Below are 25,205 nucleotides of genomic sequence, written 5' to 3'. Positions count from 1 at the left end.
GCCGTAACTAAAGACGTTGAAACAACAAAGTCCCGCTGTATAGCATACAGCGGGACTTTGTTGTATATCTCTTTCAATTGTCCTCGGGGGAAGCATTCCTGCTAACGAGTCCCGTGGCTAGTAACTTCATTATAAGGATCATTGACGATGCCGTCAAACAGCATAAAGGCCAGTTTGTCTGCTGCCAGAATAGGGACGTATGAAAATGCCTTCAATGGGCCCGGGAGCGCTCAGCAAACCGAAAAAGCACTGAAGCTTTACATGTGGAACGCGCAGATATCCGCCGCTTTTTTTGTTCCGTTGCATCTGTGTGAAGTGATCACGCGAAATGCCGTCTCAGAGGTTCTTGAAACGGTATACGGAGCCAGATGGCCCTGGTCTCCTGGTTTTGAGCGTAGCCTGCCGAACCCTTCTTATGGCTATAAACCCAAAGACGACCTTACCAGTAACCGGGGGAGGCAGCCCACGACAGGAAAGGTTATCCCGGAGCTGAAATTTGTTTTCTGGCAGAAGATGCTGACGGGAAGGTTCGACAGTCGCCTCTGGAACAAGCACATACTGACAGCTTTTCCGCACGCAGCTGCACAGGGAGTGAACGCAGCGACGTTGCGGCAGAATCTTTACAACGATCTGGAGACAGTGAGAAAGCTACGCAACCGAATTGCACATCATGAGCCCATTATCAGCCGGAATCTCGAAGATGATTTTGACACGATAAAGCGAATTATCGCATACCGGTGCATGCATTCACTGGAGTGGATGCAGAGCAACCAGATGCTGCTTCCTCTGCTGACACTCAAGCCGTTCTGAGAAAGGCCGATCATTAATTTCTCTCTGCAGGAGTGGTAGCATCGGCCTGACAGTTTACAGGGAGCGTTTCATGCAACAGATGACAATGAGCTACAACGACCTGACAAAAGGCGGCGGCGAGGCAAAGCTGCAGGTTTACGGCGTGGGTACCTTTCCGGTCTTTTCTGGCCAGAAACCCTATACCAACGATCCCGACTGCGCTTACCTGCCGAACAGCGCCATTCCGGTTGGCCGTTACTGGATTGTTCCGCGCCCCGAAGGCAGTATCGCAAACCAGATCAGGGGATGGGTTGTTGATTTCTGGAATCATTCAGACCATTCAGAATGGTTTGCACTGTTCAATTCACAGACCATGACTGACTCGGTTTTTATCAACGGCGTGGCACGAGGCGGTTTTCGCCTGCATCCCCTCCGGCCGGACGGTTCAGGAGAAAGTGAGGGCTGTATTACCTTTGTGCGGCGCACCGACTTTTACACGGTCAGGCAGGCGCTGTTACGCACAAAAAAAATCTGCGTACCCGGTTCGCGGAACGGGCTGATGGCCTATGGCTACGTTGACGTACAGGGAGACAGCAACTTTGCAGACTGCAAAATTCGTTAAAAAAGCAGCGGGGTTCGCGCTGTGCTTCGTCGTGGCGTTCATGATGTCGCGGTACGGGATGCCGCTCTATCCGCTGACGGCGTGGATCGTTGACCATTCTTATCAGGCAATTGGCCACTACCAGGCTGACATTTACGAGGCCGGCACCGATCCTGTGACCTTCTTTTCTCTGCTTGCAGTCATCACACTCTACGCCGTGATACTGTACGGCCTGATACGCGTCATAGTCAGGAAGCTGAAAGGTCCCGCATGACCTCCTCACCGGGGGGATGCCCGCCAGTAAGTGCTGTTTTATGCTTCACCCTGATGCCTCAGTTGTTTTCTTTGTCCGTACGTTCATAACAGACATCATCAATATCCCCATTTTCCGCCCTCATCTGAGGGTGAAAAAAAGGAAAGTCAGCCGGACGGTGCATCCGGCGGTGCCGTTTCTGTGAGCCGCCAGGTGCAGCCGCCCAGGCAGTCATTTCCCCAGCTCTCGCTGACGCACAGCACATCCTGCACCTTCAGGAACATCACCGGGGTGAGCACGATTTCATCCGGAATGAGCCCCCCGTAGTGGCGGACCAGCACCCGGCCCTCGGTGCGCCCGGTGCCCAGCGGGTGGCCCCGGTGGTACCCCCGGATGCAGTTGTCCGGGTGGGCCCGCAGCACGCGCAGGATGTCCTCACGCTCCATGACGCTGCCCCTCCGCCATCAGATAATGCAGCAGCGGGTCGCCGGCGTCCGGTTCCCGCCGCCAGCCCGAGCGCCTCAGCAGGCTGTCCAGCGCACTCAGGTCGCCGGTGATGCGCGCCGGCAGGGGGTTCGCCTGCTGACCGGCAGGGTCAAAGCCGTGGTGCAGGCCGTTTCTGAGCAGGTAAATTCCCGACACGGCCGCGTTCAGCCGCCGCGCCTTCCTTCCCTGCCACTCCCAGTCGCTCAGCAGCATGTACACCCAGCCGGCGGACTGCACAACCTGCAGGGCGTGCTGCAGGCGGTACAGGTCGTTCTGCGCCAGCAGGTCGGCGCTGCCCGACAGCCAGAGGTACTCCAGCTTCCCGGGCAGGTCGGCGCGCACGCCCTTTTCGCGCCCCTCCTTCAGCAGCCAGCGGATGTCGGCGGCCAGCTCCTTACGAAAGCGCCGCTGCTTCTCAGCCGCGGCCAGCCACCGCGTCAGGAACAGGCTTTCCTGGGCGGGCGTGATGACCGAACCGTCCCGTCTGGCCAGCTGCAGGGCAACCAGCCCGCACCAGGCCAGGTGGCCGGTTGAGTTGTTACCGGTGTTCATACGCGTCGGCCTCCTGCGTCACTGCGGGCCGTGGCGGCCGCGCAGAGAAATGTACCGTCCGTCGATGCTGCTCCGGAAGATAGCGTCAGGATCGGCGGCGACGCAGAACGACTGGTACACACGGGCAGGCACCGCCAGCCAGCGGCGGCAGCTGCCGTTGCGGTATTCCAGCTCCAGTACGCCCGACGTCGGGTCAAAACCGGCGCTGCGGAACAGCGTGCTGCTGATGTCATGTCTTTTCATTTCAGGTTCTCCCTTACCGGAACGGCCGGACGTTTACTGTGAGGCGCGCGGCCGGCAAAAAAGTAAGTGTATCACGCGGTCCCGTGCGCACGCAGCCTGCCCCGGATGCCGCGTCAGCGGCATGGAGGCGCCAGCAACCGTTCAGGACGGCTCTTATGCCATCGGGCGCCGTAAGCCCGGCAGAGCCGGTTACAGGCGCATATATGGCGAAATCCCGCCCCCTCCCTGCCAGACGCCGTTTAAGCAGCGGCCTGTCAGGCGCGCATAAGTCAGACGGTCGAAGACGAAAGATACGAACCGCGGGCCTCTGTCATACCGTCACTGAGGATTAAAGTTACAACATCCATCTTTAAAGCGACTCTGTTCCGGCCCTTGGGGCCGGGGCGGCGGCGCTTTTCAGGTGGGTTTCGCCCGGTGTTCAGCTCTGCGTAGTCGTTATGGCCACTCCTGAGTGATGTTTCTGCTCTGTCGATGAAACGGTTTAGTCTGCCCGCCAGGGGCGGGAGCTACCTCTGGTTGCGAAGCGGCCATCACGAACCGGCGCGGACGTCAGTCCGCTGCAAGGGCGGGCGTTATTAACCTGTCCACAGGACGGGTGCTGAATGGGTTTTTTCTTTAAAGGTAAGTAATAACAGTTTTTTAAAAGAAAGGAGATCGGGTTTTTAAAGGGATCATCGCGGTTTGTAAAAATTCCGTTCAGCGGTTAACACACTGTCCGGCCGGAAGATAAAAATCATACCCTCTCGCGGTTAATGTGGATAACTCGGAAACGGGGCGTGACGACGTCAGTGCAGTGAAATAGCGTGCGCTTGATCGCATTCCGGGAGCGTTGCTAAGGGGCTGATGCGGATGAGTTTTGTTCGAATGGCGTTCTGCAGGCGTGGGGAGGCCTCCGGCGCAAACCGGATAGCTGGATTCTGGGCAGGAGAAGTGAAAAGCCGGCTTCAGGTGCCGGGCAGCAGGCAGGGGTCATCCGGCGCGCGGGCGCCAGCGTGTTAAGGAGACTACCGCGACGGCCGTCAGGTCGTGACCAGCAGATCATCTCCGAGTCGCGCGTAATGGCCACGCGACAGCTTCATACGCTCGGTGACGCGACGCTCTATCTCCGCGCGTACCGCATCGAGGCCGCCAAAGAAGCGGCCGTTGCGGATTTCTTTCTGCAGCTGCAGGCGGACCAGCTGCTCGATGTCCTTGCGCGTACGCGGCGCGTCTTTGCGCGCGCGGTGGCGCTTCATGCCGTGCTCGCGGCGCGACTTCTGGTACTCGCGAAAGCGTTCGCGGACGAACGACCAGGCGGCGCTGATGAGCTCGCCGGCGTCAGCGCGCGGCAGGCCTTTCTTCTCGCGTCGGCGGTTTTCCCACTCGATGCGGCTGCGGCGCGCGGCCGCAACGGCCTCCTCGGACACGTCCAGCACCTGCCACATCAGCGGCGTAAAGGTGATGTCCGTCGGGATGTTGCAGCCAATCTCTTTGTCGTATTCGGTGTTGTAAGTGATGAGTTTCAGTTGTTCAAGCGTATGGCACGCACCGGTAAAGCGGGTGATGGAAAGGCGTTTTTTCTCCGTGGCCAGCCCGCAGCGGATGCTCATGGTGGTAAGCGAGGCGCCTACGCGGTTGGCCAGCGGATTAAAGTAGTGGCACAGCGCCTGCAGCGAAGCTTCAAGGGCCCGCATACGGAGTTCCGGCGGACGGCGGCGGCGTTCACCGCGGGCGATCGACATCGCAACCAGCGTCTGGAACTCGATGCGTCGGGTGAAACCCGCCGCTTTCTCACGAATCTTTTCGCAGAACGGCAGGGTTTTCTTTCCTTTTTCAGGAATAAATTCCGGATTAGGATTTTTTACCTGCCGGTAAAATGAAGTGTTTTCAGTTACCTGCTTATTCAAACCATCCTGCGCTTATGTTGCACAGAAGGAGTAAGCACAGAAGGTATTGCAGTTTTCCGGGCATAAAACTATACTCCCCGCATAGAGCAACAGCTTCTATGCAGATTCAGTGAGCCCCGTTAGTCTTCTCTAGGTCGCCAAACTCGGAGGAAGATTATCGGGGTTTTCTTTTTGCTGGTCTTCAGTAATCTGTCAGTACCAGTCTCCTGCCACCTTTAGGCGCGGCAAACCAAAATCCTAAACGATCCGTAATCTATCACCCATTGCTACAGCTAGCAATAACGTGAACCCACTATAATTTCCCTTTCAACTCAGCTTCATGCTTGATCAAACGCTGTAGAATGTCGGCTTGTGTTACGCCTTCATCCTCGCACATACGCATTAAGGCCTTTTTGAGATCAGGCTCAACAAAGATCTTTATCTCTTTAAGTGCTTCTCTTTTACGTGCCACATAAGATAACTGGCGTTCAGAGTCGCTCATAGGGTGCTTGCGATTTCTAGTCTGTTTTTGTTTCGACTGTTCTGTAGCAGGCTGTGTATGTGGCATAACCGCATCCTCAGAAAAGCATTACTTTTTCGCAGGATAGCATAGCTGTAGAATGTTGAGAGTGATTTATATTCAGCGACAACTGCTGGCGACCTAATTGTCGTGCTGTAAACGGGCAATTATATTTCTAAATTAATATGTTGAGTGCCAATCCTGTCCACCTTCCCATCTCGACTGCCAGTGTGCCAGGTAGGTCTGTGCCAGCGCCGGTACGTCACGCACAGCCAGCGCGTTCTCGGAATTCGACTCGGCAGCGGCGCGGGAATAATTAAATGACCCCAGCTCCACGCTTCTGCCATCGGTGATGATGACTTTATCGTGCATTATCGGGTACTGCGCGTTGGTGCGAAGTGGAATGCCTGCATTAACGATGAGGTTCATCGCCGCCTGGCTGGCTTTGCTACGGTTACCTTTGTAGTCCACGACTATCCTGACGTCCACGCCCCGCTTTTTAGCCGCAATCAGCGATTTCACCACTTCTGGTGAGGTGAAGCTGTAGGCCATCAGGCGGAGGCTGTCTTGTGCATCGTCAATGGTTTTCAGCACCACCTTCAGGGCGGTGCCCTCCGGCGAAAAACCGACGTCGAGGGAGGGGGCAGCATACGAGGCGCCCGCAGACAGGGACAGCACTGCCGACAGTGCGGCAGCAGAGAGCATTTTTTTCATTGTTTTTCCTGACTAAGTTCATCGACTTAATGAAATTAAGATAACTGTGGAAAACGGCGGTATCGCCCCGGCTTCGTGACTGAACCGCCACAGATGAACGTATACGCTGTCGCCGGACGTCTTCTTAGGGGGCTGCGTCATAAAAATATCCTCTGACTTTCCGGCCGGATGATGAGGCGCACCTCACCCCTGTAACGGCTCATATTAACGGCCGTTTCGATAGCCAGCCGGCTCTGTGCCTGGCTCAGCCCGTACGTTCCGTCCGGGCAGGCACCGGAACGTGATACTGCGACGCCCGCTCAATCGCCTCGCGGCCCACACCCATCAGGCGGGGTTCACGCAGGCGGACCCTGTAGCCCCTGCCACGCGCCGGCAGGCTTTCCAGTACCATATGCCAGAGAACTGAAGAACGCACTGCGGCAGACGGGGAGCGCTTCCAGCAGTACCCGCATTCGAGGCTGAACTCACCGACCGCAGCCAGCGCCGGGTCGGTCAGCACCAGCCGGCTGGTATCCTGCGCACCCGGCGGTGCGTCCAGCACCTGCAGAATGCGCTGCACACGGTCGGCCCGCACGTAGCTGCGGCGCTGACGGTAAGGCATGGTTGCCAGCAGCCGGGCCTCAGAAGGCGGACTGACCTCCAGAAACCGGTTGATGCGCACCGGCTCCTTCGTAAACTTATCGGCGTCCTTGATGTAAAGCGAGCTGCCGCGGATAACCTCCCCTCTGAAAAGGGTGATGTTTTCCCCCTCCTGCAGCTTCTGCACCTCCTCCACGTCGACCTTTTTCTTTTCGCTGACCTGCAGGCGGGGGTCTTCGCTCAGACCGCTGCCGATGATGCTGCCCTGCTGCACCAGCGCGCTCATGTGCGCGCGGAATTCGGTGCCGGCCATTAGCTGCAGAATTTCCAGCGTGTCTTTCGGATCCATGATTTTGCCGGTGATGCGCGTACCCGTGTTGGCAATCAGCGTCCAGACGGCCTCACCCGCCGCCGTTTTCAGGCGCTGAACCTCCTGCCCGGCCAGCAGCAGGCAGTACCCCAGCGAACGGATCTGCGTGGCCAGTTCGCCGAGTTTTTCGCTGTAGCCGGCGCCCACCTCATCAATAATCCAGAGCAGCGGGAAGCGGTCCTTAAACTTCCGCACCTTCATGTTGTCTTCCGGCCGTCCTTCGAGCTTTTCGCCGAGGTCCTGGCTTAATATCATGGCCAGCTGCGACTGGTAAAGCCGGCCCAGCGTGCTGCTTTCGCTGGCAGACAGTTCCAGTGCCGGCACCAGCACTATCAGGATACGGTCGTTGTGCACCACATCGCGGAGGTCAATGTCGCCCGCGTCGCGCGCAAACACGTGGCCATAGGTGTCGTTAAACAGGCTCAGCATGCGCGTGTACTGCTGCATCAGGTAGCCGTGCTGGCGGTTCGCCTCCGGATCCCATTCGGACGGCGTGGCCACCTTGTCCATGTCAAAACCGGCCAGCGTGCTCAGGTAGTTCTCCAGCGCCACGCAGATTTCCTCGTGCCACTGCTCCTGGACCGCCTGCACATAGAGCCCGGCGATTTTGCGCAGCGGCAGGTGCGACTGAATGGTGCGCTGCGACATCACCGTGCCCTCGCGCCGGCACTTATAGACCAGCGCGGTCACCAGCGCCTGGTTCATGGAGCGGGCCTTTTCCTGCCAGTCCCCGCCGCTGCCGCCGGTTTTCGGCAGCATCGAATCCATCAGGTTAATGGTATAGGTTTCCTGCGCGATGCCGAACACATTGGTGCTGTTGGTCTGCGGGCGGCCCCTGTCATCTTCCAGCAGCTCCTGCGCGCGCGAGCGGCCACCGGTAATGAAGTTCATCACGCGCAGGTCGTCCTCACGGCCAAAGCGGCGGGCCATGGACATCATGGACAGCGCCACGTCGTTCTGCGCCTTGTGGTCGGACAAAATAACCCCCTTGCCCCAGCACAGTGCGTTGAACACCCAGCCCAGCAGCGTCTCCGTTTTCCCGGCGCCGGTGGTGCCGAACATCAGCACGTGCCGCGTCATGTCGTCCATCGAAAGCCAGAGCTCGCGTCCCGCGTCCCTGCCGCGCAGGTAGCCGGCGTAAAGGATACCGGCCGCGCGGCTCGTGTAAATGCGCACGGTGGCCACCGGCAGAAAGCCCATTACCTTTGCCGGTACCTGACGATCCGTTGACGGGTCGTCGCGGTTCATGTCCATCGGCATGCGCATCGGCATTGTCCACCGGCCGGCGGGCGCCACGACCATCGACCAGAACATCAGCACCGGCAGGCTCAGCAACAGCGTGGCAGGCCAGATGATGCCGGCGCCCACTGAGGCCAGCATCCCCCAGGCCAGCGTGCCGGTTTCACAGAGCACGTCGGTAAGCCACGAGCGGCCAGCGTGTCGGTTGACGCGCGAACTGTCTATCGCGGAATTACTGTCCGTCATGGCCCCCTCCGTTTAAAAAGGCCGTCAGCGCCGCCGGCGAGCTCAGCACGCTCTGCGGCACGTAGCGACCGTCGTCTGAAATCGTCCAGGGGGTGCCCGGCAGGCGGTAAGCCCGGAACGCCACCTCGTTGACGCCAATTGCCCCCCGCGCCGTTTCGGCCTGATTCTCGTCCGCTGGCGCCGGCGCGACCTGTGCGCCTCCCGGCACGCCGATGCCGGCGTCGGCCGCAAACAGCTGCTTCCAGGCGGCGGCCCGTTCAGCCTCCGGCAGGGCCATCACGGGCGTCAGCGCCTTCAGTGATGCCTCGCGCCCCTCAATCGTGACCGGGAATATCACCACGTTGACGGTGCCGGCGGCGGTTTCAAAATGGCGCTCCATGCGCTGGCAGTTCGGGCAGGCCGGGTCGGCGAACACATAAATTGTGCGCGCATGACCGGATGACAGCGGCACGGTGAACAGACCGCGTGACGCCGCGCTGTGGAGTTTTGCCGGCAGCGCCGAACGCACGCTCTGCGGCAGGTCCCAGCCGTCGTCAGGCGCAGCATCGGACGGTGCCTGCGCCTGCGGCGGCTTTATCAGCGCAGGTGAGTCCACGCGCCAGCCCTTATGCCAGGACGGCGTCATGTCCGCGGCACCAGGTTCAGCAGGCATCAGGCGGGCGGGTCCCGGCACCGGATGAAACACCTGAGGGGTATCCACTGTAGTGAGCAGGCGGGTGTCCCGCGCCGCCAGCTGAGTCAGCGCCTCGCTGGCGAACCCCAGCAGAAGCCCCGTCAGACAGGCCACCGCAACGGCGAAAAAGAACTGTATGAATCCCCGTCGCCGGCTGCGTTTGCCCTCTACAGTGGTCATCAGGTCAGTAATGCAGCGCAGCAGCTGCGCCGCGTCATCGCCGCGGTAAAGTGCCGTCAGCGCACTGCGTGCGTGCTGCGTATACAGCCCGTCCCCGCGCATCACAAATCCGGGCATTTCCGCCACGGGCAGGATAAAAAGCGGCTCTGACGCCGCCGCGGTGTGGAAGTATGCGCCACCCGCTCCCCGTCCGGCTTCTGAGGTTTCGCGGCGCGCGCTCAGCAGCCCACCGGTGATGTCGGCCACGAACGGGCCTTCTCTGCGTGAAACTGTCATCGTCATATCCTTGTTTCAGCGCACGCCGGCGCCGTCAGAAAATTCGTCTTCGCCCTCACCGGGCAGATAAAGTGCGTCAGGGAACGGCATGTCGCGCGGCTTTTTCGCCCGCTCGGGCCGCGGGTCGCGTGCATATACGAGCCCGAGCGACTCGAGTTCCAGTTGCAGCCCGTCGACAGCCTCACCGGTCATCAGCGGCGGGCACGGCAGACCGAGCCGGGCGGCCAGCTGCTCTGCCCGGGCCTGCGCGACGATGCCCGCCCCCTCAACGAACACCTTGGCGGTGTCGGCGGTGTGCAGCCCGTACCACAGCGTGCGGTCGCAGCCCTTCAGCCAGCGGAACCGGGCTGGCGGCAGACGCAGGTCGCGGCCGTAGAGTCCGGCCAGGGCGGAACGTACCGTCCGGTGCGTTTTCAGCCATTCGCTCACCCCCGGACTGGCCAGTACGCGCGCCACGTGCTTTTCAGAAACCTGCCAGTCGGGTACGCTGCGAAATTCGGGCGCGCGGAACGGCCGGCGAATCAGGCACGAACGGTTCAGGTCGTCCAGCAGCCGGGTGGCCGCCTTACGGTCATCGCTGAACACCTGCAGGCCGAACACGGCCAGCAGCGCGCGCTCAAATGGCTGCCACTGCGCCGGTGGCGTCATCACGCGACCGGCCTGCGCGTCAAATAAGGCCGTCGCCGCCTCGCGGTCGAGCACCCGCCGTTTAACCAGGCCGTGCTGCTCCGCAAACTCCTCAGGCTTCTGCGCCCAGGCGTTTTCCGGCGTGGTGTCGTTCATCAGGCCGTCACTGAGGTGCCCGGAGAGCACCGGGATAACCGAGGGCGCGAAGGTGACCATCACCCGGGGCAGCGAGTGAATGTCGATCGCCCGACGGCTCCGGAAGCCCAGCGCAGGATGACGCGCCAGCGCCCAGCCGGTCACGGCAACCAGCGGTACCATGGGCACAAACAGGATGCCGGCCGTGTGATTCATGACATCGCGCCATTCGCTGAGCCCGACAGACTCCGCCCCGTTGCCGGTCGTGGCCAGCAGGTTGATACGTTCAGCGGCGTAGCGGTGTATATGAGGGAAGTCGGCAAGGCGCCACAGCCAGTAAATAAACCAGCAGCTCCAGCGCACGAAGTCCGAAAAAAAGAGCCAGCAGAGCAGGAGTCCCAGGCAAAAGGTCATCAGCACCATGGCCGGCTCGTTACTGCCGGCGGCGTTCGGGTGATAGGTATTCATGTGAGCGTTTCCGGAAGCGGAGACGGGCGCAGCGGCCCGCCGGACTGCAGATAAGAAAACACCGGCGCGGGGCCGGTGTCAGGAGAAATGCGTCAGGATGTCAGGGGAAATCAGTTGCCGGCCTGAGGCACCACCACGTCGTGTTCAAACTCAACAAAGCGGCTCTGAAGACTCACGTGCAGTGGCCACGGCTCCTGGGGGAAGGATTCCGCGTAGCTGTTGTGGCTCATCGCGCCGAGCGTGTTAAACAGCTCTTTAGACACCGTCGGATGGGCATTAATGCTCAGCACCGGCACTTCAGGCATTTTCGTGTTAATCCGCAGCGTGCTGCCTTCCAGCTCGCGTTCCGTCCAGTCGCGCATGGTCAGACCGATAACGTCAACGATGCCCTTCTTCACCATGTGAACGTACAGAATATTGCCGGACCGGGTATCGATACCCAGATATTTACCCTGCCCCGCATCCATCACCTGATGCTGCTTCAGCGGGCTGAAACGCTCATCACTGGTGAGAAGCGCGACCATCTTTTTGAGCTGGTGACGACGACTAATGATTTTGAAACGGCGAAATCCAAGAGGTATCAGAATAGCTGTCCATATTAGTAACGAGAAGAAATAATATCCTCCGTCAGCACGCACCATGGTGTTACCAAAAATACCCACTAGCGTAGCAAGTGCCAGAATGACCAAGCATGGCAGGGCCAAGAAATAATATAGAACTCGAGTTAAAGCCCAGATAAAATCAAACCAGTTATCATGGCGTTGTACTGTTTTCATGGCATCCTCCTGCCGCAGTCTCTCTGATTAAATTATACGCAGAACTGTAAATAAAGCCAGGTATAATTACTTCACCCCGTCTTTATTATTTGGCCCCTCAGGGTTAGTGACTGTCTGAAGGCCCGGGGTTCTTCGTGTGCCGCCGCCAAACGCACCGAACATCCCTTTGACGTCATCAACCAGCCCGCCCATGATGCCCGCCATACCTGCACCGCCCAGGAACGTAATGACATAGTCAGCCAGCGTGGCCTGCAGGCCGAATACCCGCGTGACCCCGAAAGTCGCGATTCGGGCGTAAATCAGCAGCCACCCCACCATTTTAAATACGCCAATGATCGAATCAGCGTTAGCGTTGGCCAGTGCGGTCCCGAACAGCAGGTTCAGTAATGTTCCGCCTGCCATTACCGCCACAGAGGCAAAGAAGAACCCCAGCACCATCAGCGAGGGGCGCAGCATCATATCAATCAGAAAGATATAGCCGTAGGCGCTGCGGCTGCCCTTATCTTCTTCAGCCCCCAGGTGCGTTGCAGACCACATCGGTCCGGCAGCACAGCCGACCATGACGCTGACCAGCCAGTTAAACACCCCCACCATCCAGTAAAGAAACGGTACGGCAGGTAAAAACACCGCCAGTGAAAACCCGACGGCAAACAGCAGTAACAACAGAAAATAAAAGGGCGGCGAAAGCTCTGTCAGAACATCCTTAGCGGCAGCAGTTACGTTGAATGGGAGTATTCTTCCAACGGTTCCAAGCAACGAATTGTCTGCAGCAGAAGCTGCTGCGTAAACGAGCGTGTAGGTAGTAAGCGCACTTTCAGACGCGAAAAGTGTGTAGTCGCCGACCGTTTGCATTTTTATTAATGGATTTACCTGATTAGAAAAATCAGCTTCATTACCGATCTTCCAAGTAGCTAGGGTAGTCGTAAGCTTTTGCATTGGGCTTTTGAAGATGCCAACAAATATGGCATCCGGATCTGCTGCATTTACCGCGGCCCCATCATCCTTAGCCGTCTGCGTGCCCAGCGGGGCCGTATAGGTGCTGTTCTGCACCTGCGAACGGTAGGCCGTAAACACCTGATGGTACAGGTCACCGGTGCCGGTTTCGCCGTGCAGGCTCGCCCCTGACGTCACCGGTGACGCATTGGCCACCTCGTTCGTTTTGCTGTTGGCCGTCGCAAAGGTGTTGTACCAGGCACCCAGCGAAATCCACCCGTAGGTCTTGAGCTGCGTTGTCAGCTGACTCTGCAGCGAATCCCTGTAGTTCAGCTGGTTCAGCGCGTTGTTGACGGTGGTTTCATAGGCAGCGGCCGCGTTCTGAATGCTCGTTTCAGGATCGACAAGCTGACCGGTGTCTTTATCACGCCGGTTCAGGTAGGCATCGACGTAAGCCTGCGCGGCGGCGTCAAGCGTGGACTGCATGGTGTCCAGAGCCCCACGCGATGCCGTGGTAACGCTGGATGTGTTGACCGCCGAGCCGAACAGGCTGTCCAGCACGCCGGCCGACGGCTCCGGAATGCGGGCGCTGCCGCAAATCGCGCTGCCGTTGCCGGTGGTGTAGTCGCCGTTTCCCCCCTTCGTCTGCATCAGCGCCGTGCGGGCCTGACCGTCCTGATAGAGCGTGGTCAGCTCGCTGTTGGTGGCGTATTTACACAGGTTCATCTCGAATACCGCGCGCGCCGCCGACCGCGTGGAGGGTGCCGTGGGCTGCACGACCAGCGACATGCCGCTGCTTATCATGTCGGCCGCCTTGTCCGTAAACAGGTTCGCGCTGCCGATGCCCATGGTGGACGCCGCCCACAGCATCATCAGCTGCGACAGCGACCAGCCTGACGCGGTGGGGATGAGCGTGATAAAGCCGGCAAAGCTCATCACGGGGTGAAGCCAGGTGCGCCCGGTGCTGAACACCCTGCCGTCCTGGCCGCCTTTGAACAGTGTTTTCAGCGTAACGACAAGAAAATAAAAGAGCGCCACGGCACACAGGACGCCGTTCAGCAGCGCAAACAGCGAGCCGATGAGCGTGACCTGCCCCGGCTGAAAAGGCGTGAGCACCACGTCGCCGAATATCATCACCAGCGCCTGACGGGAAAGGTCACCGGTCTTGCTGGCGGCGTCGCTGATGGTCTGGTAGTCCACGCCGTCGGCAAGCGCCGGGCAGGACGCGGCGCACAGCAGAGCCGCCGCCTGAATTTTTGTCAGTAGCTTCATGGTTTACCTGCGGGTCAGGAGCTGACCGGATAGGAAAGAGTGGGCGCCGCTGTGCGGCCGTGTCAGGTGTGTGTCAGCGGCACAGCAGAGGGCTGTGTCTCGCAGAGATGATGAGGCCTGAAAAATCTTTTATACATCAGCCCTCGGGTAAATCAGGCTGAGGATAAAAGCAGCCATACGTTGCATCAGCGACAGCATGCAGGCGGCGTTCGTTAATGCCAGTCCGGAAAGCACTGTCCATCCCATGACCGGTAAGTTTCCTGTGTGGACAGCTTCCGTCAGGGGTTGCGCCTGTGACCTGCACAGGCACATAAGAAGCACCAGTCCGCCCACCCGGGCGGTAAAACTCAGCGTTGTTTTCAACATGTCAGGGTTCCTGAATGCGCCGGGAGCCGGCGAAGGATTGGCCGCCCGGGCAGGACGGCGTCAGAAGATTACTTCACGTACTGCCAGACGTGCGCGGGGACGCGGTCAAACAGCTTACCGGCGGCGAATTCTGCCTTACGGTGGTCATAAGCCTGCGTCATGGCAAATTCTTCTCCGGGGTCTCCGGTATAGCTCAGGTGTTCATACACTTTTTCCAGCGTCTCGATGTTCCGGCAGCGCCGGAACTTCATAAGCCATTCGGTGCGGGTCATCCCTGCTCCTTTTGTTGATTACGCATCAGCGAATGCGCCGGACAGTATGTGTCAGTCCGGAAGAAATACGGGCAATACGCTGATTCAGATTACTTTTTTGTCAGACGCTGTTTGTACGCTTCGGCAAACCGCCCGGCCTCCCTCGCGGAAAACATCAGCTGGCCGCCCTGGGCTTTCACCGCCACCGGCAGAATCAGCCCCCTGAGCGGTTTACCGCCGCCGACGGCCTGCCAGAGCGCCAGCGGCGCGATGCCGGCCTGGCGGGCGAACGCGTCCAGCGAGACCAGTGCCTCACCGGCCTCCGGAGCAGAAGGAACAGATGAACGCGTCTGCCACTGCTCTGCGAAGGCGATGGCCTCCTCCTGCAGGAACATCACGGCGGCACCGCGTACCTGACGACTGTGTGGAAGGGGAAGACCGTCCAGCATCCCGTCCGTGCGCACCGCCTGCAGCAGGTCGCCCGGCCGGATGCGGAGCATGTCGGCAAAGAGATCCAGTCGGATATACATGTCTTACCTCTTTCTGGTGTGTAAGGCAGTCCGTCGCGGGTCCCGGGCATATCCGCCACGGTGACTGAGATTAATCCTGGGCGGGAAAGTATAGATGCTACAGAAGAAACAGCCAGACCGGCACGTGAACGCAGCGGACGTCATCAGGGTTATCCGTTCCGGCTCCCCAGCTGTCCTCTGTGTGATCCGTTCATGAGTCGTTCAGTTTCATAGTGACCATATAAAGCAATACCAGCCAGAAACAAAACCGCACACACAATGATTAACCCTTTTTTCATGATGATGACTCCGGTAAGAGGGATGAAGGATTTCAAAATTTTGCAGTGGTCATCGCCTGTCCACTCACAGCAGCCCGCCGCTCAGCACCTGCCGGCACCAGCGCGTTTCCTGCAGGTAAGCCTGAAAACTGCCGTTCTCTGACGCCGACACCCGCTTTTCCGTCAGCTGCCACAGGCGGAAGCTCATGGCAAGAGCCTGAACGAAGCCGGTCGCTGACAGCATTATCAGTACGAGCATGACGCAGCCCACGCGCAGCCAGCCGGTTCCGCTGATGCTGCTGCCTGCAGCAGTCAGCGCAAACAGAAAGCCCGTCACCGGCAGGCCGGTGAGCCACATCAGCCCCCACCATATCCAGCGGCTGATACGCAGGTTGCGCGCCAGGCGCTCTGGCGTCAGACCGGTGTCTGTCACCGCCTGCGCCCAGTCCGCAGGGCGGTAGTCGCCGGCCCCGCGTCCGGCCGTGACGTCGCGCAGCCGCTGCCACAGGCGAGTGACGTTGCGCCCGGCGTGGCGGGCCACGCTGGAGACCTCCCACGCCGGCAGCACGATATTCAGGGCTACCCAGCCCGCACGCTTCGCGGTGATGCGGGCGGGTTTCGCGCCGTCCTGCCGGGCGGCGGTGTCGTTATCTTTCACAGGGTGCCTCCTTCCGGGGTCAGGACCGGCTCAACGCGCGAGAACGTCACGTGATGAAGCGACGCCATCGCCTGCAGGCCGCCCGCGAGGAAGCCGTACACGGACGTCAGGTCTTCACTTTCCATGCAGCGGATGTCGGGCGTCAGGAAGATGACCTGTCCCGGCCGCAGCCTGAGCGTGCTGAGGCTGAGCCCCGGTGCGCCCGTGAAGGTCTCCGCCACGTGCGGATGGTGAAAGATTTCCATGCGCCTGCGGATGGCGGCTTCCGATTCGCTGGCGCCCTCAAGCGTGAGCAGCGCCCGGGCTGCCTGCAGCGAGGGATGGTACGGATACTGGCGGCTCCAGCGGGCAAGGGTGCTCCAGAGGTCGCCGGCCCAGAGCTGACCGGCCAGCGCACCGAGCCCGGCCGGGGATCCGCTGAAATGCCCCGTGTCGTCCGCGAACGCCAGGATGCAGGTCATGAGGCGGCGCGTCAGGTCGCTGTGACTGTCCGCGGGAAAAAGTTCGGCGGCCAGGCACTGACTGCCGTCCGCTGCGTTGACGCTGCCCATCGCGGCCAGCACGTCCCAGACGTCGCCCTCCTGCGTCTGCCCGGGCGCCAGGCGCCAGGCCTGCCAGAGTTTTTTCCAGACAGGCGCCTGCCAGAACGCCTCCCACAGTTCACCGCAGGGGTCCAGCACCAGCACCGGGCCGCTGCCCGCGTCCAGCAGGGATGAAAGCGCGCCGGTGTCCGGCGCGAAGGAACCGCTTGTCGTCATGTGATACTCCGGAAAGGTTACTGTGCGCTCACGCCGGCGCTCATCTGCGGGGACAGCGCCTGCAGCTGCGGGGCGTATTCATTTTTTGCCGCCAGCGCCAGAAGCTGGCCGCTGATGATGTTGGCCTGACGCAGCTCATTTTTAATGCCCAGCGCCAGCCAGTTGGCCAGACTCTGCTGACGCGCCATTTCACGCGCCAGGTTGTCGCCGTCCATGGCCTGCAGGTCGGTGACCCACGCGGTGTTGGCGTAGCGGCGACCGACTTCGAACGCCTCAAATTCGCGCTCGCTCATGGTGCCGGTCTGCTTTGCCTGCGCGGATGCGGTCTGCTGGAAGTAACTTTCCGCCGACGGCGCCTGCCGCGCCTCGGTCAGTGCCGCCTGCGTGGCGTCCTGCGGCTGGCTCGCCGCCACCATGTCCAGCTGCGGCTGCATGGCCGCGCTCTGCATGGCCTTGTACTGCGTGAGCAGGCCCTGATACTCCTGCCCGGTCGCGGTCTGAATTTCGCCCTTGCCCGGCGTGCGTCCGGCATCAAGCTTTGCAGAGTTGTTCACGTAAGCCATGGCCGCGTCCGTCTGCGCCTGGGTAAAGGTCAGCTCCGGGTCTTTGCCCGCCGGCCCCGCGCCGTCGTAAAGCGACCGGGCCTCGGTGTCGCCGCCGGGAAGCGCGGAGACGGACGGACACAGCCCGGTCCCCCCGTAGCGGTTTGCCTCCTCCGCCGTGCAGTAGGCGGCGTGAATGAGTGCGCTGCGGTAGCCCCCCTGACGGGGCGACGTCGGGAGGCTAGCCAGCGTTTCGCGCACGGCCGCACTCGACACGCCGCTGCCGCCGGCAAGCCTGGACGCCGCCGCCCGCGTTGCCTGGCTCACCTGCGCGGCCGTGCCGGAGGCCGACTCGCTGCAGATGCTGTCCGGCACCGTATAGGCCGCGCGGGCCTTTTCCAGCCGGTCCGCCTGCCGGTTAAAGTTCTCGGCTTCGCGCTGGGTGCGGGCCGCCTCCGTGACGGCCGTGGTGACTTTGTCGGCACTCTGCACCACGGCCGTACCGGTTTCGGTTTCGGCTGAGAGGATTTCGGCCAGCGTGGTCTGCATGGTGCCGAGCGCAGGCTGGATGACCGTCTGTACCGGGATACTGGTCATCACCTCAACGGGATAGGCCAGGGCTCCGGGGGAAAGCGCCGCCAGCACGCAGGCGGCAAGCCACCGGCGGCCCGCGGGGCGCCGGTATGGGGTTGACTGCATATCAGTACTCCTGAAGGGTCAGAGGTCGTAGCCCTGTTTATCAATAAGCTCGGTGGCAAGCGCCCGGATGAAGCTCTCCCCGCCCTTTTCGCCGGCGGTGCGGCGACGGTGCTCGATGACTTTTTCGGCGCTGCCGTTGGGGAAGAAGCGTCCGAGAATGCGGCGGGCCGTGTCGGCCCCGACGTCGCTTTCAATCGTCCGGCGCAGCGACATGTCCACCGGCGTGGTGCTGTGCCCCCACAGCTCCTCCGGACCCACCGTGTTTTTCATGATGTGGGCGATGGTGCTGCCCCCTTTGATGCGAAAGATGCCGAGGAACGGCACGCCGCTGCCGTCGGCCGACGGTCCGCTGCCCATGCGATCAAAGCGGTCCAGCGTCACGTCCGGCACATTAAAGCGCTCCTGGAGAAGACGGCGGTCCTCCGGGTCGACGCCCACCATGTAGACGTTGTTCGCGGACTGGCGCAGCGCCTCGGGCATGTCGCGGAAGTACTGCGAGGACAGCACGGTACGCACGCCAAACTTGCGTTCCTCGCGGTTGTCGGTCTCGAGCATCGGGAAGATAAAGGGCACGCCTTTCGCGTTGTGCAGCTCGTCGTACTGTTTTGTTTTGACCTCCTCGTCCAGCTGCTGCACGCGCGTGCGGTGTATAGCATGCCAGCGCGTGTGCAGCGCGGGAAAGAGCTCGTCCTGATACTGCGGCAACACGAAGTCGCCGCCTGCGATGTGCCCGGCGAACAGATACATCATGCCGGTCTGCAGGTAGCCCGCCTTCGACTTGTTGCCGGCAACGTACTGAATATCAACCGTGATGACGCGCGCCTTCGGGCTTATCATGAAGCGCGTGCGCCCGGCAAACATGCGGTACTGCCCGCAGGCGTCGCGCAGGCAGCGGGCAATGTATTCAGTTAAGGGTTCACGGCTGCCGTCGCGCTGGATGCTGCCGTACATGTCCTGATAATCGGCCGACGACAGGCGTGGCGCCATGTCGGCAAGCTCAGGCACCGCCTGGAACTGCGCCCGCTGCGCCGCCTCCGTGTGGCCGGCGTCCTGAAGCAGGTCCCGCACCTCGTACCAGGTGGCGTTGTCCCGGTATTCCGGGTGCGCGTCCCAGATGGCGGCAGCCTCGATCGCCGCGTCGACCTCAGGCACGAGACCCGGGCCGTAGCGTCGCGGCTCCTCGCGACAGGCTTTGAACGAATCGCTCACCAGCCGGCGCAGGATAGCCGGCGTGTCGCGCCCGTTCGGCGGCTCACCCGTGCCCGGGTCAATGCACAGCGCGGTGAGCGCGTTCTCCATAAACTCTGACTCGTAGCTGAGCGGCGCGGTCAGGCCCAGCTGGATATCGAACAGGTTACGGCAGTGTTCAGCATCGTTGCGCAGGATAACGCTCAGCACCTCGTCCTGCCGCTCCGGCGGCAGCGCCGCGCGCAGTATCGACACCATGCCCACCGAGCTGAATCCCTTGTCAATTCCCGCGAAAAACGGCAGCTGCTTCTGCGCGGACATCGCCAGCGCTATCGGCTGCCGGTTTATCAGCACTGATTTACCGCCCCCGGACTCGCCCGCCACGATGGTGGTTTTCTTGGTCTGGTTAGACGCCGAAAGCGCCACCGGCATCAGTTTACCGTCAGGCGAGGTAAACGCCGCGTTCCCCTCTTCACTCCACGCCGTCGTCGGGCGGGTGAGCGGCATCAGGTTCAGCGCCTGGGACAGTGGCGGGTACATCAGGCACGGCCCGCTGGCCGCCGAGGATGCGGTGAGCGTGGCGACCCAGGCCCTTACCGGGTCCCCGAAGGTCTGGGTCACGCCGCATATGCCCCACGAGCCCAGCGCCTGCTGCAGCAGCGTGAGGTTACGGGTCACCGTCTCCGGTGAATCTCCCCAGGTGGCGGCGGTAATGGTCATCACGCACACCGGCTCGTGCATTTCGCGCTCTGCCAGCAGTGAAACTGACCGGAAAACCGGCTTCAGGCCGGGCACCCATTCGGTAAAGCTCAGCACCCCCTGCTTAATCCCCAGCCGGCGCATGCCGCCCGGCATCAGGTCCTGACGGATGCGGAACGGCACGCTGCGCGGGATAAGTTCGCGCAGCCTCGCAAAGCTCTGCGGATTCTGCGGCCCGAGGTTCACGGCCACCGTGCCGTGCCATACCCCGTTAATTTTCAGCAGGTTGTTGCGTATCTCGTCGACGTGCGCGCCCATCACCTGAAAGTTCAGCCAGGGTGCCAGCAGCGCGGTGGCATCCGCACCCTGACGTACCCCGCGAGGAATAATATGGTCATCCGGCAGCAACGGCTGCCAGACCGTTCCCGTACCGGGGTCTATCTGCGCGCGCAGGACCCGGCCCGCTTCGTGGGCATCAATGCGACGCATCAGCACCCCTTTGCCACTGTCGCCGAGCGCCCGCTCCACCTGCGAGAGGAAGGCGTCATGGCGGATTTTAAGCCCTGCCAGTTCGGTGAGCAGCGGATTCTGCCCGAATGCGGCGGCGGGGCTGGCCTTTATCAGGTCACTCAGGCGCGCGTTTTCGTCGCGCAACTCGTGCCCGGCCAGCACGCCCCGGCCGGTGTAGCACACAAGCCAGGTACGCTCGCGGTTCACCCAGGGAGAGAGCTTCTCTACCTGCTCGTCCAGCAGGTACTGCAGCTTCAGCCCGGTGCGCTTCAGCGACTGATACTGCGGTGCCAGCAGCTGCCGGATGTCGTCCTTTCCGCCCTCTGGTGAGCACTCGTGCACGATGCTGATGCGGTGCCCCGCGTAGCGATAGTGCGCAGTCAGCGTTTCGGTCATGCGCTGCAGGCGCCCCTGCCACGCGTCGTTCTCCGCGGCCGGCAGCGTTTCGTCCGACTCGCGGTAGCTGCCGGCAATCTCATACACCGACAGGTAGTCGCCGCTGTGCGTGACCATGATGTACGGGGCGGTCAGGTCGGGATGGCGGATGCGGTCATCCTTCGTCAGGCGCACCACGGTTTCCAGGTCGCCGTAATCGGGCAGGTCGCGCGACACGGCAAAGCGCGTCACTGCGGTAATAATATCTTCAGCCCAGCGGATGAGGCGGTTTGGCATACAGGTTGCTCCGGGTATAGGTATTCCAGGACGGGGTGTGCACGGCGCTTTCAGCCGTGCGCCCCAGCGGCAGCAGCAGGGTCAGGTCTGTGAATGCGTCAGAGGGCAGGATGAGCACGCAGCCCTCCAGGCGCTGCTGCAGCGCCTGTCGCTTCAGGGGCGGCAGTCGCCCGAAGGCCGCCGCGAACTCCGGCGCCCGGGAGGTACCCCACTGCCCTTCCACCTCGCGCGCGTGGCGGGCAAGCCAGTTCCAGACCTTCCGTGACGCCTTACGCACGTCTCTGCTGTCGCTGTGCTGCCCGATAAGCGCGCGGCGCTGCAGGTTAATGAGGTCGGCCGCTGGCGCATCCGGCAGCCAGGCCAGGTGCCCGTGGGCGGCCGTCGGGCTGTCCAGGTTCAGGGTCAGCCAGCACAGCGTGCAGAGCGGCTGTGCGTCCGGCCCCTGCCACATGCGCTGCGCACGTGTCCCGCAGCACCGACAGGGCGGACCGGGTTCAGCAGAGACGGGTCTGGGGGGCACGTCTTCGCCGCTGACGTCCGGGATGAGCGGCTGTAGCCCCTCTGCTGATACGGGGGGGTGATTTAAAGACATAAGGAGTCCTTACAGGCCGGGCCTGATGGGGTAAAGTCAGACGGATAAGCGTTGAGGTTCAGGGAGCAGGAAATGATGCGCTGGACGGCGTTATGAGCGCCCGGAAAGTAACGACAGCCTTATGCGCCTGCCGACACTGTTTTTCTCTTCCAGGTTCGGGGGGACAGTCAGTACCCAGGCGTTAACCGGACGGACAGGCGCAGCATTCTGCGCCCTCCCGGAATCTGCCTGTTTATTTCACACTGACATCGTCTTTTTTCCATGCAGGCCAGCCTGTTTTCTCCTGAACGCTGCAGGTCGCGGTGGCAGTGGTACCGGCCATCTCCGTTACGATTTTTGCCCCCTGGCTGAACGATTTACCGCCCAGCCAGCAGACGCCGGTCTGCGCGCTCTGGTTCAGCTGCACGAGGATCTGCTGCAGGCGGGTGTCGATAACCTGCGCGGTGGCATTGAGCTGGTCAAGTTTCTGACTGATGTCCGCGTCGCCCTGCGGCTGGCCGGCAAACGCACCGGCACTGAGGCCGGCCAGTAAGGTGACGGCCGTTGCCGTGCGGAATAAGGTTTTCATCATGGAGCTCCGGATGGACGAAGAAGATAAAGGGGTCAGTGCCGCCCCGGAGGACGGCTCAGGGCATTAACTGACGGTGACGGGTGCCAGGTTAATCTGGGTCATGCCGCGCTTGATGATTTCCGTTATCCCGATAGCCAGCAGGCCGCCGATGATGGCCAACGCAATCATCCAGGGCCTGATCTGCGGGTTGTTCTTCATGGCCTTGATGGACAGAATGCCGCCCGCCACGGCAAAGAAGCCGGCAACCTGAATAATGGTGACTCCGCTGCTCTGGACAGACTTGGCACCTTCGGCCCCGGCCTTAGCCATATCCGCCAGGTCCCCGTCAGCCAGGGCAACCGGTGAGATTAGCGCCATCCAGGCGCACACGCCGCGCAGGGTCAGCCTGCGCAGGGTTTCAGACAGCATGAGCGCGCGGACAAAGGCCGCGCGGTAAAGGCGAGTAAGCATGGTATTTTCCTTTAGAAAATGGCCGGATGGCCGGTTGAGTCCGTCCGCATGGACGTAAGGCTGAACGGCCGCATCAGTGCAGGCCGAGGGTTTTCTGCAGGGCGTCAAGCAGGTAGGGGCTACACACAAACATCACGCCGATAATAAATTTCACGGAGCCCTGGCTGACGTCGTTGCCCGCCGTCAGGCCGGAGTGCCCGTCCTTGCGCGAGCGGCGCCACAGCAGCACGCCGGAGAGCGCGAACCACACGCCGATCATGCGCAGCAGGCTCAGCAGGGCGTTGGCCGCCACCGCCCCCTGTCCGAAGGTGCCCTGGTCAACGTAGCTGATGGCGTCAAACGAGACCTGCCAGCCCACCTGACGCGCACCGGCGCCGATGAGCTGGTCCAGCCCCACCAGGCAGCCGCACAGCAGTATCCAGGCAACCACGCCACCGCCGCTGACCGTCTGCCCGGGCGCCCTGCGGGCAAGCCATGACTGCCGGATGAGGAAGCCGCCGGCGCCGAGCACCCCGAACAGTGACCCCAGCGTCAGGGCAAGGTTAATAAAAGAGCTCTGGAGCCCGGCGGCCAGGTTAGCCAGCATCTGAATGCCGTCGATAGAACCGTTCATGACGCCTCCCTAGCGCAGCACGCCGGCGCTGGTCGTGACGCTGCGCTCCGCCGCGTTGATATCGCGCACCGTCACGCCGCCGAGGCTGTCGCCGGACTGTACCGCCCACGTCCGGCCCTGCCAGCTGATCCACGCCATGCCGTCCTGCAGGCTTTCAAGCCGCATGCCGGCAAGCGCAGAGCGCGTGCTTTTGCGCCCGGTCGCGTGCCCCGGCGCGTCCGGCGCGGGGCGAACGGCCAGCACGGTGACCAGATTGCCCAGACGCGCGTTCTCCTGTGCCACTCCGTCAAGCTGCTGCTGCAGCGCGGTGAGCGCCTTCGTCTGCGCGCGCACCGTGTCCGACAGGCGACTGATGGCTTCCCGGTTGGCCGCCTCAAACTCCCGGCTCTCGTGAATGAGCGAGGCCAGGTCCTCCGGCGCGCTGCCGCCCGTTCCGCCGGCACCCGCCGTAACGGGAACACTGAGCCCGCCGGTCTGCAACGGTATAGTCGCCGCAGGTCGCTGAACGGCCACGAGGCCGGCATCCTGCCCGAAGGCCCGCTGGCTGGCGTCCTGCGATGAGGACGACGGCCAGAAAAGGTACCAGGCGACGACGCTCATCCCCACCAGAATGGCCAGAAGCCAGGGCAGGGAATAGCCAAGCAATACCGGGCGCGTCAGAAAGCTCTGCTGTTGCGGCGCGGGCGGGGGGGCTGCCGGTGACGCCGGTGCAGTTATCTCTGGCTGCGGATCGAATTCAGTCACGGGAAGTACCTCTCTGTTGAGCGGCGCGGATGCGCGCCTGCGTTTCCGCACGCAGGTCCGCGGCGGTCGGGGTCGGATTACTGCTCAGGGCCGCGGGCGCTGCCGTGTACGGGCTGACCGCTGACTGGACTGCCCCCTCCGGCGGGAGTGCATCCGTGCTGTACACCGGACTCATGAACTGAATGGCCACCACATCGCCATTGTGAACATAGACGGTCCGGTCCGGCAGCCGGGCGGCATCGTTCGTCAGCACCTGTCCCGCGCGCTGGGCCATGCCCCCGGCAATAACCCCCGCGACAACCGTGGGGTCAGGGAGTCCGGGACGGGCCGTGACGGTGTTAAAACCGTTGCTCAGCAACTGCGTGTTGGACTGCGCATAAAGCTGTCCCGCCTCCCCGGCTCCGCCGAAGATGGAAGGCAGCACGATGCGGCGAAAGTAGTGATGGTCAACGTCGCTGGCGATGTTGGCCACGAGGGTTTTGTCATCCAGCGCGTAGGCATCCACTTTGTAGGACTGCCCGTTCAGCGTCATGGTGGTGAAGTGAATGATGACGCCGTCGCCGGAGAGCTTCGCCCCTTCAGGGGCCTTGAGTCTCGCGCCCGCATACTGGCCCGTCTCAATGCATCCCAGAACCGGCGTGGTGCCGTTGTCTGAGTCGACACCGGTACAGATTTTCCCCGGACCGCGCCAGTACGGTGCCACCACCATGGTCGCCGGTGGTGTGTTCGCGGCGTCCTGACGGCTGCGCACTGTGGCCTGCTGCACGGCGCTGCCCGGCAGTGAATCACGCCAGCCTGCCCAGCCGGTTTCCTTGCCGCCCAGCAGCTGCGCCGTGGGCAGGTCGTCTGTTTTCGGCTCTGCCTGCATCTTCGCGAGCAGCGCAGTCAGCGACTTTGTTCGCGCCTCAGCCAGCGCCTTCTCCTGTTCCTGCGTGCGCCCGCCGCTCTGGGGTCGCGACGGCGGAGCAGAGGTCGCTGCCGGCACAGCCACCGGCCTCACTGCAGGCGTAATCACATCCTGCTGCAGCGGAATGCTGGCAATAAAGCTTGTATTCCGGGCGCTGGCGGCCTGCGCGCCGAGCGCGTTGCTCTCGCGCAGCCTTTCGCGGTAGTCGGGCTGCTCCGGCGCGCTGACCGGCGTGGTGGCGCTCACCCGGTTCAGGTTGATGCTGGAAACCTCGGGCGGCGGTGCAGCGTAAAAGCTCCACAGCCAGTAGCCGCCACCTGCGAGGATGATGATGCCGCCCGCTATCAGGCTCATCATCAGGCGGACATTGCTGCCGCCGGTATTCTGTTGATCGCTCATGA

Annotated in this window: 28 protein-coding genes; 3 read left to right on the top strand and 25 right to left on the bottom strand. The window is 61.8% G+C overall.

All coding sequences use genetic code 11. The features are described 5' to 3' along the window. Positions 1–189: 189 nt before the first annotated feature. The 3 genes from GC087_RS25435 to GC087_RS25425 all read left to right on the top strand — a co-directional run bounded on the left by GC087_RS25435 (position 190) and on the right by GC087_RS25425 (position 1,664). Positions 190–810: a hypothetical protein gene (locus GC087_RS25435; protein WP_416383451.1), complete on the top strand. Its 621-nt coding sequence runs from the start codon at positions 190–192 to the stop codon at positions 808–810. A gap of 70 nt (positions 811–880) precedes the next feature. Then, complete coding sequence (locus tag GC087_RS25430) at positions 881–1,411, top strand: DUF2778 domain-containing protein (RefSeq protein WP_324030859.1); 531 nt, start codon at positions 881–883, stop codon at positions 1,409–1,411. After that, on the top strand, positions 1,389–1,664 hold the full coding sequence (locus GC087_RS25425; protein ID WP_324030858.1) for a hypothetical protein: 276 nt from the start codon (positions 1,389–1,391) through the stop codon (positions 1,662–1,664). Before GC087_RS25430 ends, GC087_RS25425 begins: the two co-directional genes overlap by 23 nt. Before the next feature lie 146 nt (positions 1,665–1,810). On the opposite strand, the gene GC087_RS25420 is transcribed toward GC087_RS25425, so the two are convergent. The 25 genes from GC087_RS25420 to traO form a co-directional block, all read right to left on the bottom strand. Continuing rightward, positions 1,811–2,089 carry a hypothetical protein gene (locus GC087_RS25420; protein WP_324030857.1) on the bottom strand — a complete coding sequence of 93 codons (279 nt, stop codon included), beginning with the start codon at positions 2,087–2,089 and terminating at the stop codon, positions 1,811–1,813. Continuing rightward, positions 2,079–2,681 carry a DUF2913 family protein gene (locus GC087_RS25415; protein ID WP_324030856.1) on the bottom strand — a complete coding sequence of 201 codons (603 nt, stop codon included), beginning with the start codon at positions 2,679–2,681 and terminating at the stop codon, positions 2,079–2,081. Before GC087_RS25415 ends, GC087_RS25420 begins: the two co-directional genes overlap by 11 nt. 18 nt (positions 2,682–2,699) lie before the next feature. Then, a complete protein-coding gene (locus GC087_RS25410; protein ID WP_324030855.1) occupies positions 2,700–2,924 on the bottom strand; it encodes a KTSC domain-containing protein in 225 nt (74 codons plus the stop codon). A gap of 1,019 nt (positions 2,925–3,943) precedes the next feature. Next, on the bottom strand, positions 3,944–4,810 hold the full coding sequence (gene repA / locus GC087_RS25405) for a plasmid replication initiator RepA (protein WP_324030854.1): 867 nt from the start codon (positions 4,808–4,810) through the stop codon (positions 3,944–3,946). Then, a complete protein-coding gene (gene tap, locus GC087_RS25940; protein ID WP_128392619.1) occupies positions 4,803–4,874 on the bottom strand; it encodes a RepA leader peptide Tap in 72 nt (23 codons plus the stop codon). The genes repA and tap overlap by 8 nt, the downstream gene beginning before the upstream one ends. A gap of 228 nt (positions 4,875–5,102) precedes the next feature. Further along, on the bottom strand, positions 5,103–5,357 hold the full coding sequence (locus tag GC087_RS25400; RefSeq protein ID WP_128392566.1) for a RepB family protein: 255 nt from the start codon (positions 5,355–5,357) through the stop codon (positions 5,103–5,105). 132 nt (positions 5,358–5,489) lie between these two features. After that, complete coding sequence (locus GC087_RS25395; RefSeq protein WP_416383450.1) at positions 5,490–6,014, bottom strand: phospholipase D family nuclease; 525 nt, start codon at positions 6,012–6,014, stop codon at positions 5,490–5,492. Between the two features lie 253 nt (positions 6,015–6,267). Continuing rightward, positions 6,268–8,457 (bottom strand): F-type conjugative transfer protein TrbC, encoded by a 2,190-nt coding sequence (gene trbC, locus GC087_RS25390; protein ID WP_324030853.1) that lies wholly within the window; start codon positions 8,455–8,457, stop codon positions 6,268–6,270. Further along, positions 8,444–9,586, bottom strand: a complete 1,143-nt coding sequence (locus tag GC087_RS25385; protein ID WP_324030852.1) for a thioredoxin fold domain-containing protein — start codon at positions 9,584–9,586, stop codon at positions 8,444–8,446. Before GC087_RS25385 ends, trbC begins: the two co-directional genes overlap by 14 nt. A 15-nt stretch (positions 9,587–9,601) precedes the next feature. Continuing rightward, a complete protein-coding gene (locus tag GC087_RS25380) occupies positions 9,602–10,816 on the bottom strand; it encodes a secretion/conjugation apparatus DotM-related subunit (protein ID WP_324030851.1) in 1,215 nt (404 codons plus the stop codon). A gap of 110 nt (positions 10,817–10,926) precedes the next feature. After that, positions 10,927–11,592 (bottom strand): plasmid IncI1-type surface exclusion protein ExcA, encoded by a 666-nt coding sequence (gene excA, locus GC087_RS25375; RefSeq protein ID WP_324030850.1) that lies wholly within the window; start codon positions 11,590–11,592, stop codon positions 10,927–10,929. A gap of 66 nt (positions 11,593–11,658) precedes the next feature. Further along, complete coding sequence (locus GC087_RS25370; protein WP_324030849.1) at positions 11,659–13,797, bottom strand: DotA/TraY family protein; 2,139 nt, start codon at positions 13,795–13,797, stop codon at positions 11,659–11,661. A 129-nt stretch (positions 13,798–13,926) separates the two neighbouring features. Beyond that, positions 13,927–14,163, bottom strand: coding sequence for a hypothetical protein (locus GC087_RS25365; RefSeq protein WP_324030848.1), 237 nt, complete (start codon positions 14,161–14,163; stop codon positions 13,927–13,929). Between the two features lie 68 nt (positions 14,164–14,231). Further along, positions 14,232–14,435: an Hha/YmoA family nucleoid-associated regulatory protein gene (locus GC087_RS25360; RefSeq protein WP_324030847.1), complete on the bottom strand. Its 204-nt coding sequence runs from the start codon at positions 14,433–14,435 to the stop codon at positions 14,232–14,234. 89 nt (positions 14,436–14,524) lie between these two features. Further along, entirely contained in the window at positions 14,525–14,914 is a 390-nt protein-coding gene (locus GC087_RS25355; protein WP_324030846.1) for a hypothetical protein, read from the bottom strand. Positions 14,915–15,286: 372 nt separating this feature from the next. Continuing rightward, positions 15,287–15,859: a conjugal transfer protein TraX gene (gene traX / locus GC087_RS25350; protein ID WP_324030845.1), complete on the bottom strand. Its 573-nt coding sequence runs from the start codon at positions 15,857–15,859 to the stop codon at positions 15,287–15,289. Next, the gene (locus GC087_RS25345; protein ID WP_324030844.1) at positions 15,856–16,617 is read right to left on the bottom strand and encodes a type IV secretory system conjugative DNA transfer family protein; all 762 of its coding nucleotides are present in this window, start codon (positions 16,615–16,617) and stop codon (positions 15,856–15,858) included. The genes traX and GC087_RS25345 overlap by 4 nt, the downstream gene beginning before the upstream one ends. Before the next feature lie 17 nt (positions 16,618–16,634). Further along, positions 16,635–17,858 carry a conjugal transfer protein TraW gene (gene traW, locus GC087_RS25340; RefSeq protein ID WP_324030843.1) on the bottom strand — a complete coding sequence of 408 codons (1,224 nt, stop codon included), beginning with the start codon at positions 17,856–17,858 and terminating at the stop codon, positions 16,635–16,637. A gap of 18 nt (positions 17,859–17,876) precedes the next feature. Beyond that, the gene (locus tag GC087_RS25335) at positions 17,877–20,927 is read right to left on the bottom strand and encodes a putative type IV secretion/conjugal transfer ATPase (RefSeq protein WP_324030842.1); all 3,051 of its coding nucleotides are present in this window, start codon (positions 20,925–20,927) and stop codon (positions 17,877–17,879) included. Continuing rightward, positions 20,899–21,519, bottom strand: a complete 621-nt coding sequence (locus tag GC087_RS25330; RefSeq protein ID WP_324030841.1) for a conjugal transfer protein — start codon at positions 21,517–21,519, stop codon at positions 20,899–20,901. The genes GC087_RS25335 and GC087_RS25330 overlap by 29 nt, the downstream gene beginning before the upstream one ends. Before the next feature lie 232 nt (positions 21,520–21,751). Further along, positions 21,752–22,090 (bottom strand): hypothetical protein, encoded by a 339-nt coding sequence (locus tag GC087_RS25325; protein ID WP_128392580.1) that lies wholly within the window; start codon positions 22,088–22,090, stop codon positions 21,752–21,754. A 63-nt stretch (positions 22,091–22,153) separates the two neighbouring features. Continuing rightward, positions 22,154–22,540 carry a DUF6750 family protein gene (locus GC087_RS25320; RefSeq protein ID WP_128392581.1) on the bottom strand — a complete coding sequence of 129 codons (387 nt, stop codon included), beginning with the start codon at positions 22,538–22,540 and terminating at the stop codon, positions 22,154–22,156. A gap of 73 nt (positions 22,541–22,613) precedes the next feature. After that, complete coding sequence (traQ, locus tag GC087_RS25315; protein ID WP_324030840.1) at positions 22,614–23,153, bottom strand: conjugal transfer protein TraQ; 540 nt, start codon at positions 23,151–23,153, stop codon at positions 22,614–22,616. A gap of 9 nt (positions 23,154–23,162) precedes the next feature. Beyond that, positions 23,163–23,897 carry a conjugal transfer protein TraP gene (traP, locus tag GC087_RS25310; protein WP_324030839.1) on the bottom strand — a complete coding sequence of 245 codons (735 nt, stop codon included), beginning with the start codon at positions 23,895–23,897 and terminating at the stop codon, positions 23,163–23,165. Beyond that, positions 23,890–25,203 (bottom strand): conjugal transfer protein TraO, encoded by a 1,314-nt coding sequence (gene traO, locus GC087_RS25305; RefSeq protein ID WP_324030838.1) that lies wholly within the window; start codon positions 25,201–25,203, stop codon positions 23,890–23,892. The genes traP and traO overlap by 8 nt, the downstream gene beginning before the upstream one ends. Between the last annotated feature and the right edge of the window lie 2 nt (positions 25,204–25,205).

Origin of the sequence: Pantoea sp. JZ2 (genome assembly GCF_035191405.1) — a bacterium.
Classification (GTDB): domain Bacteria; phylum Pseudomonadota; class Gammaproteobacteria; order Enterobacterales; family Enterobacteriaceae; genus Pantoea; species Pantoea stewartii.
This window is presented reverse-complemented; position numbering and strand designations above follow the sequence as displayed.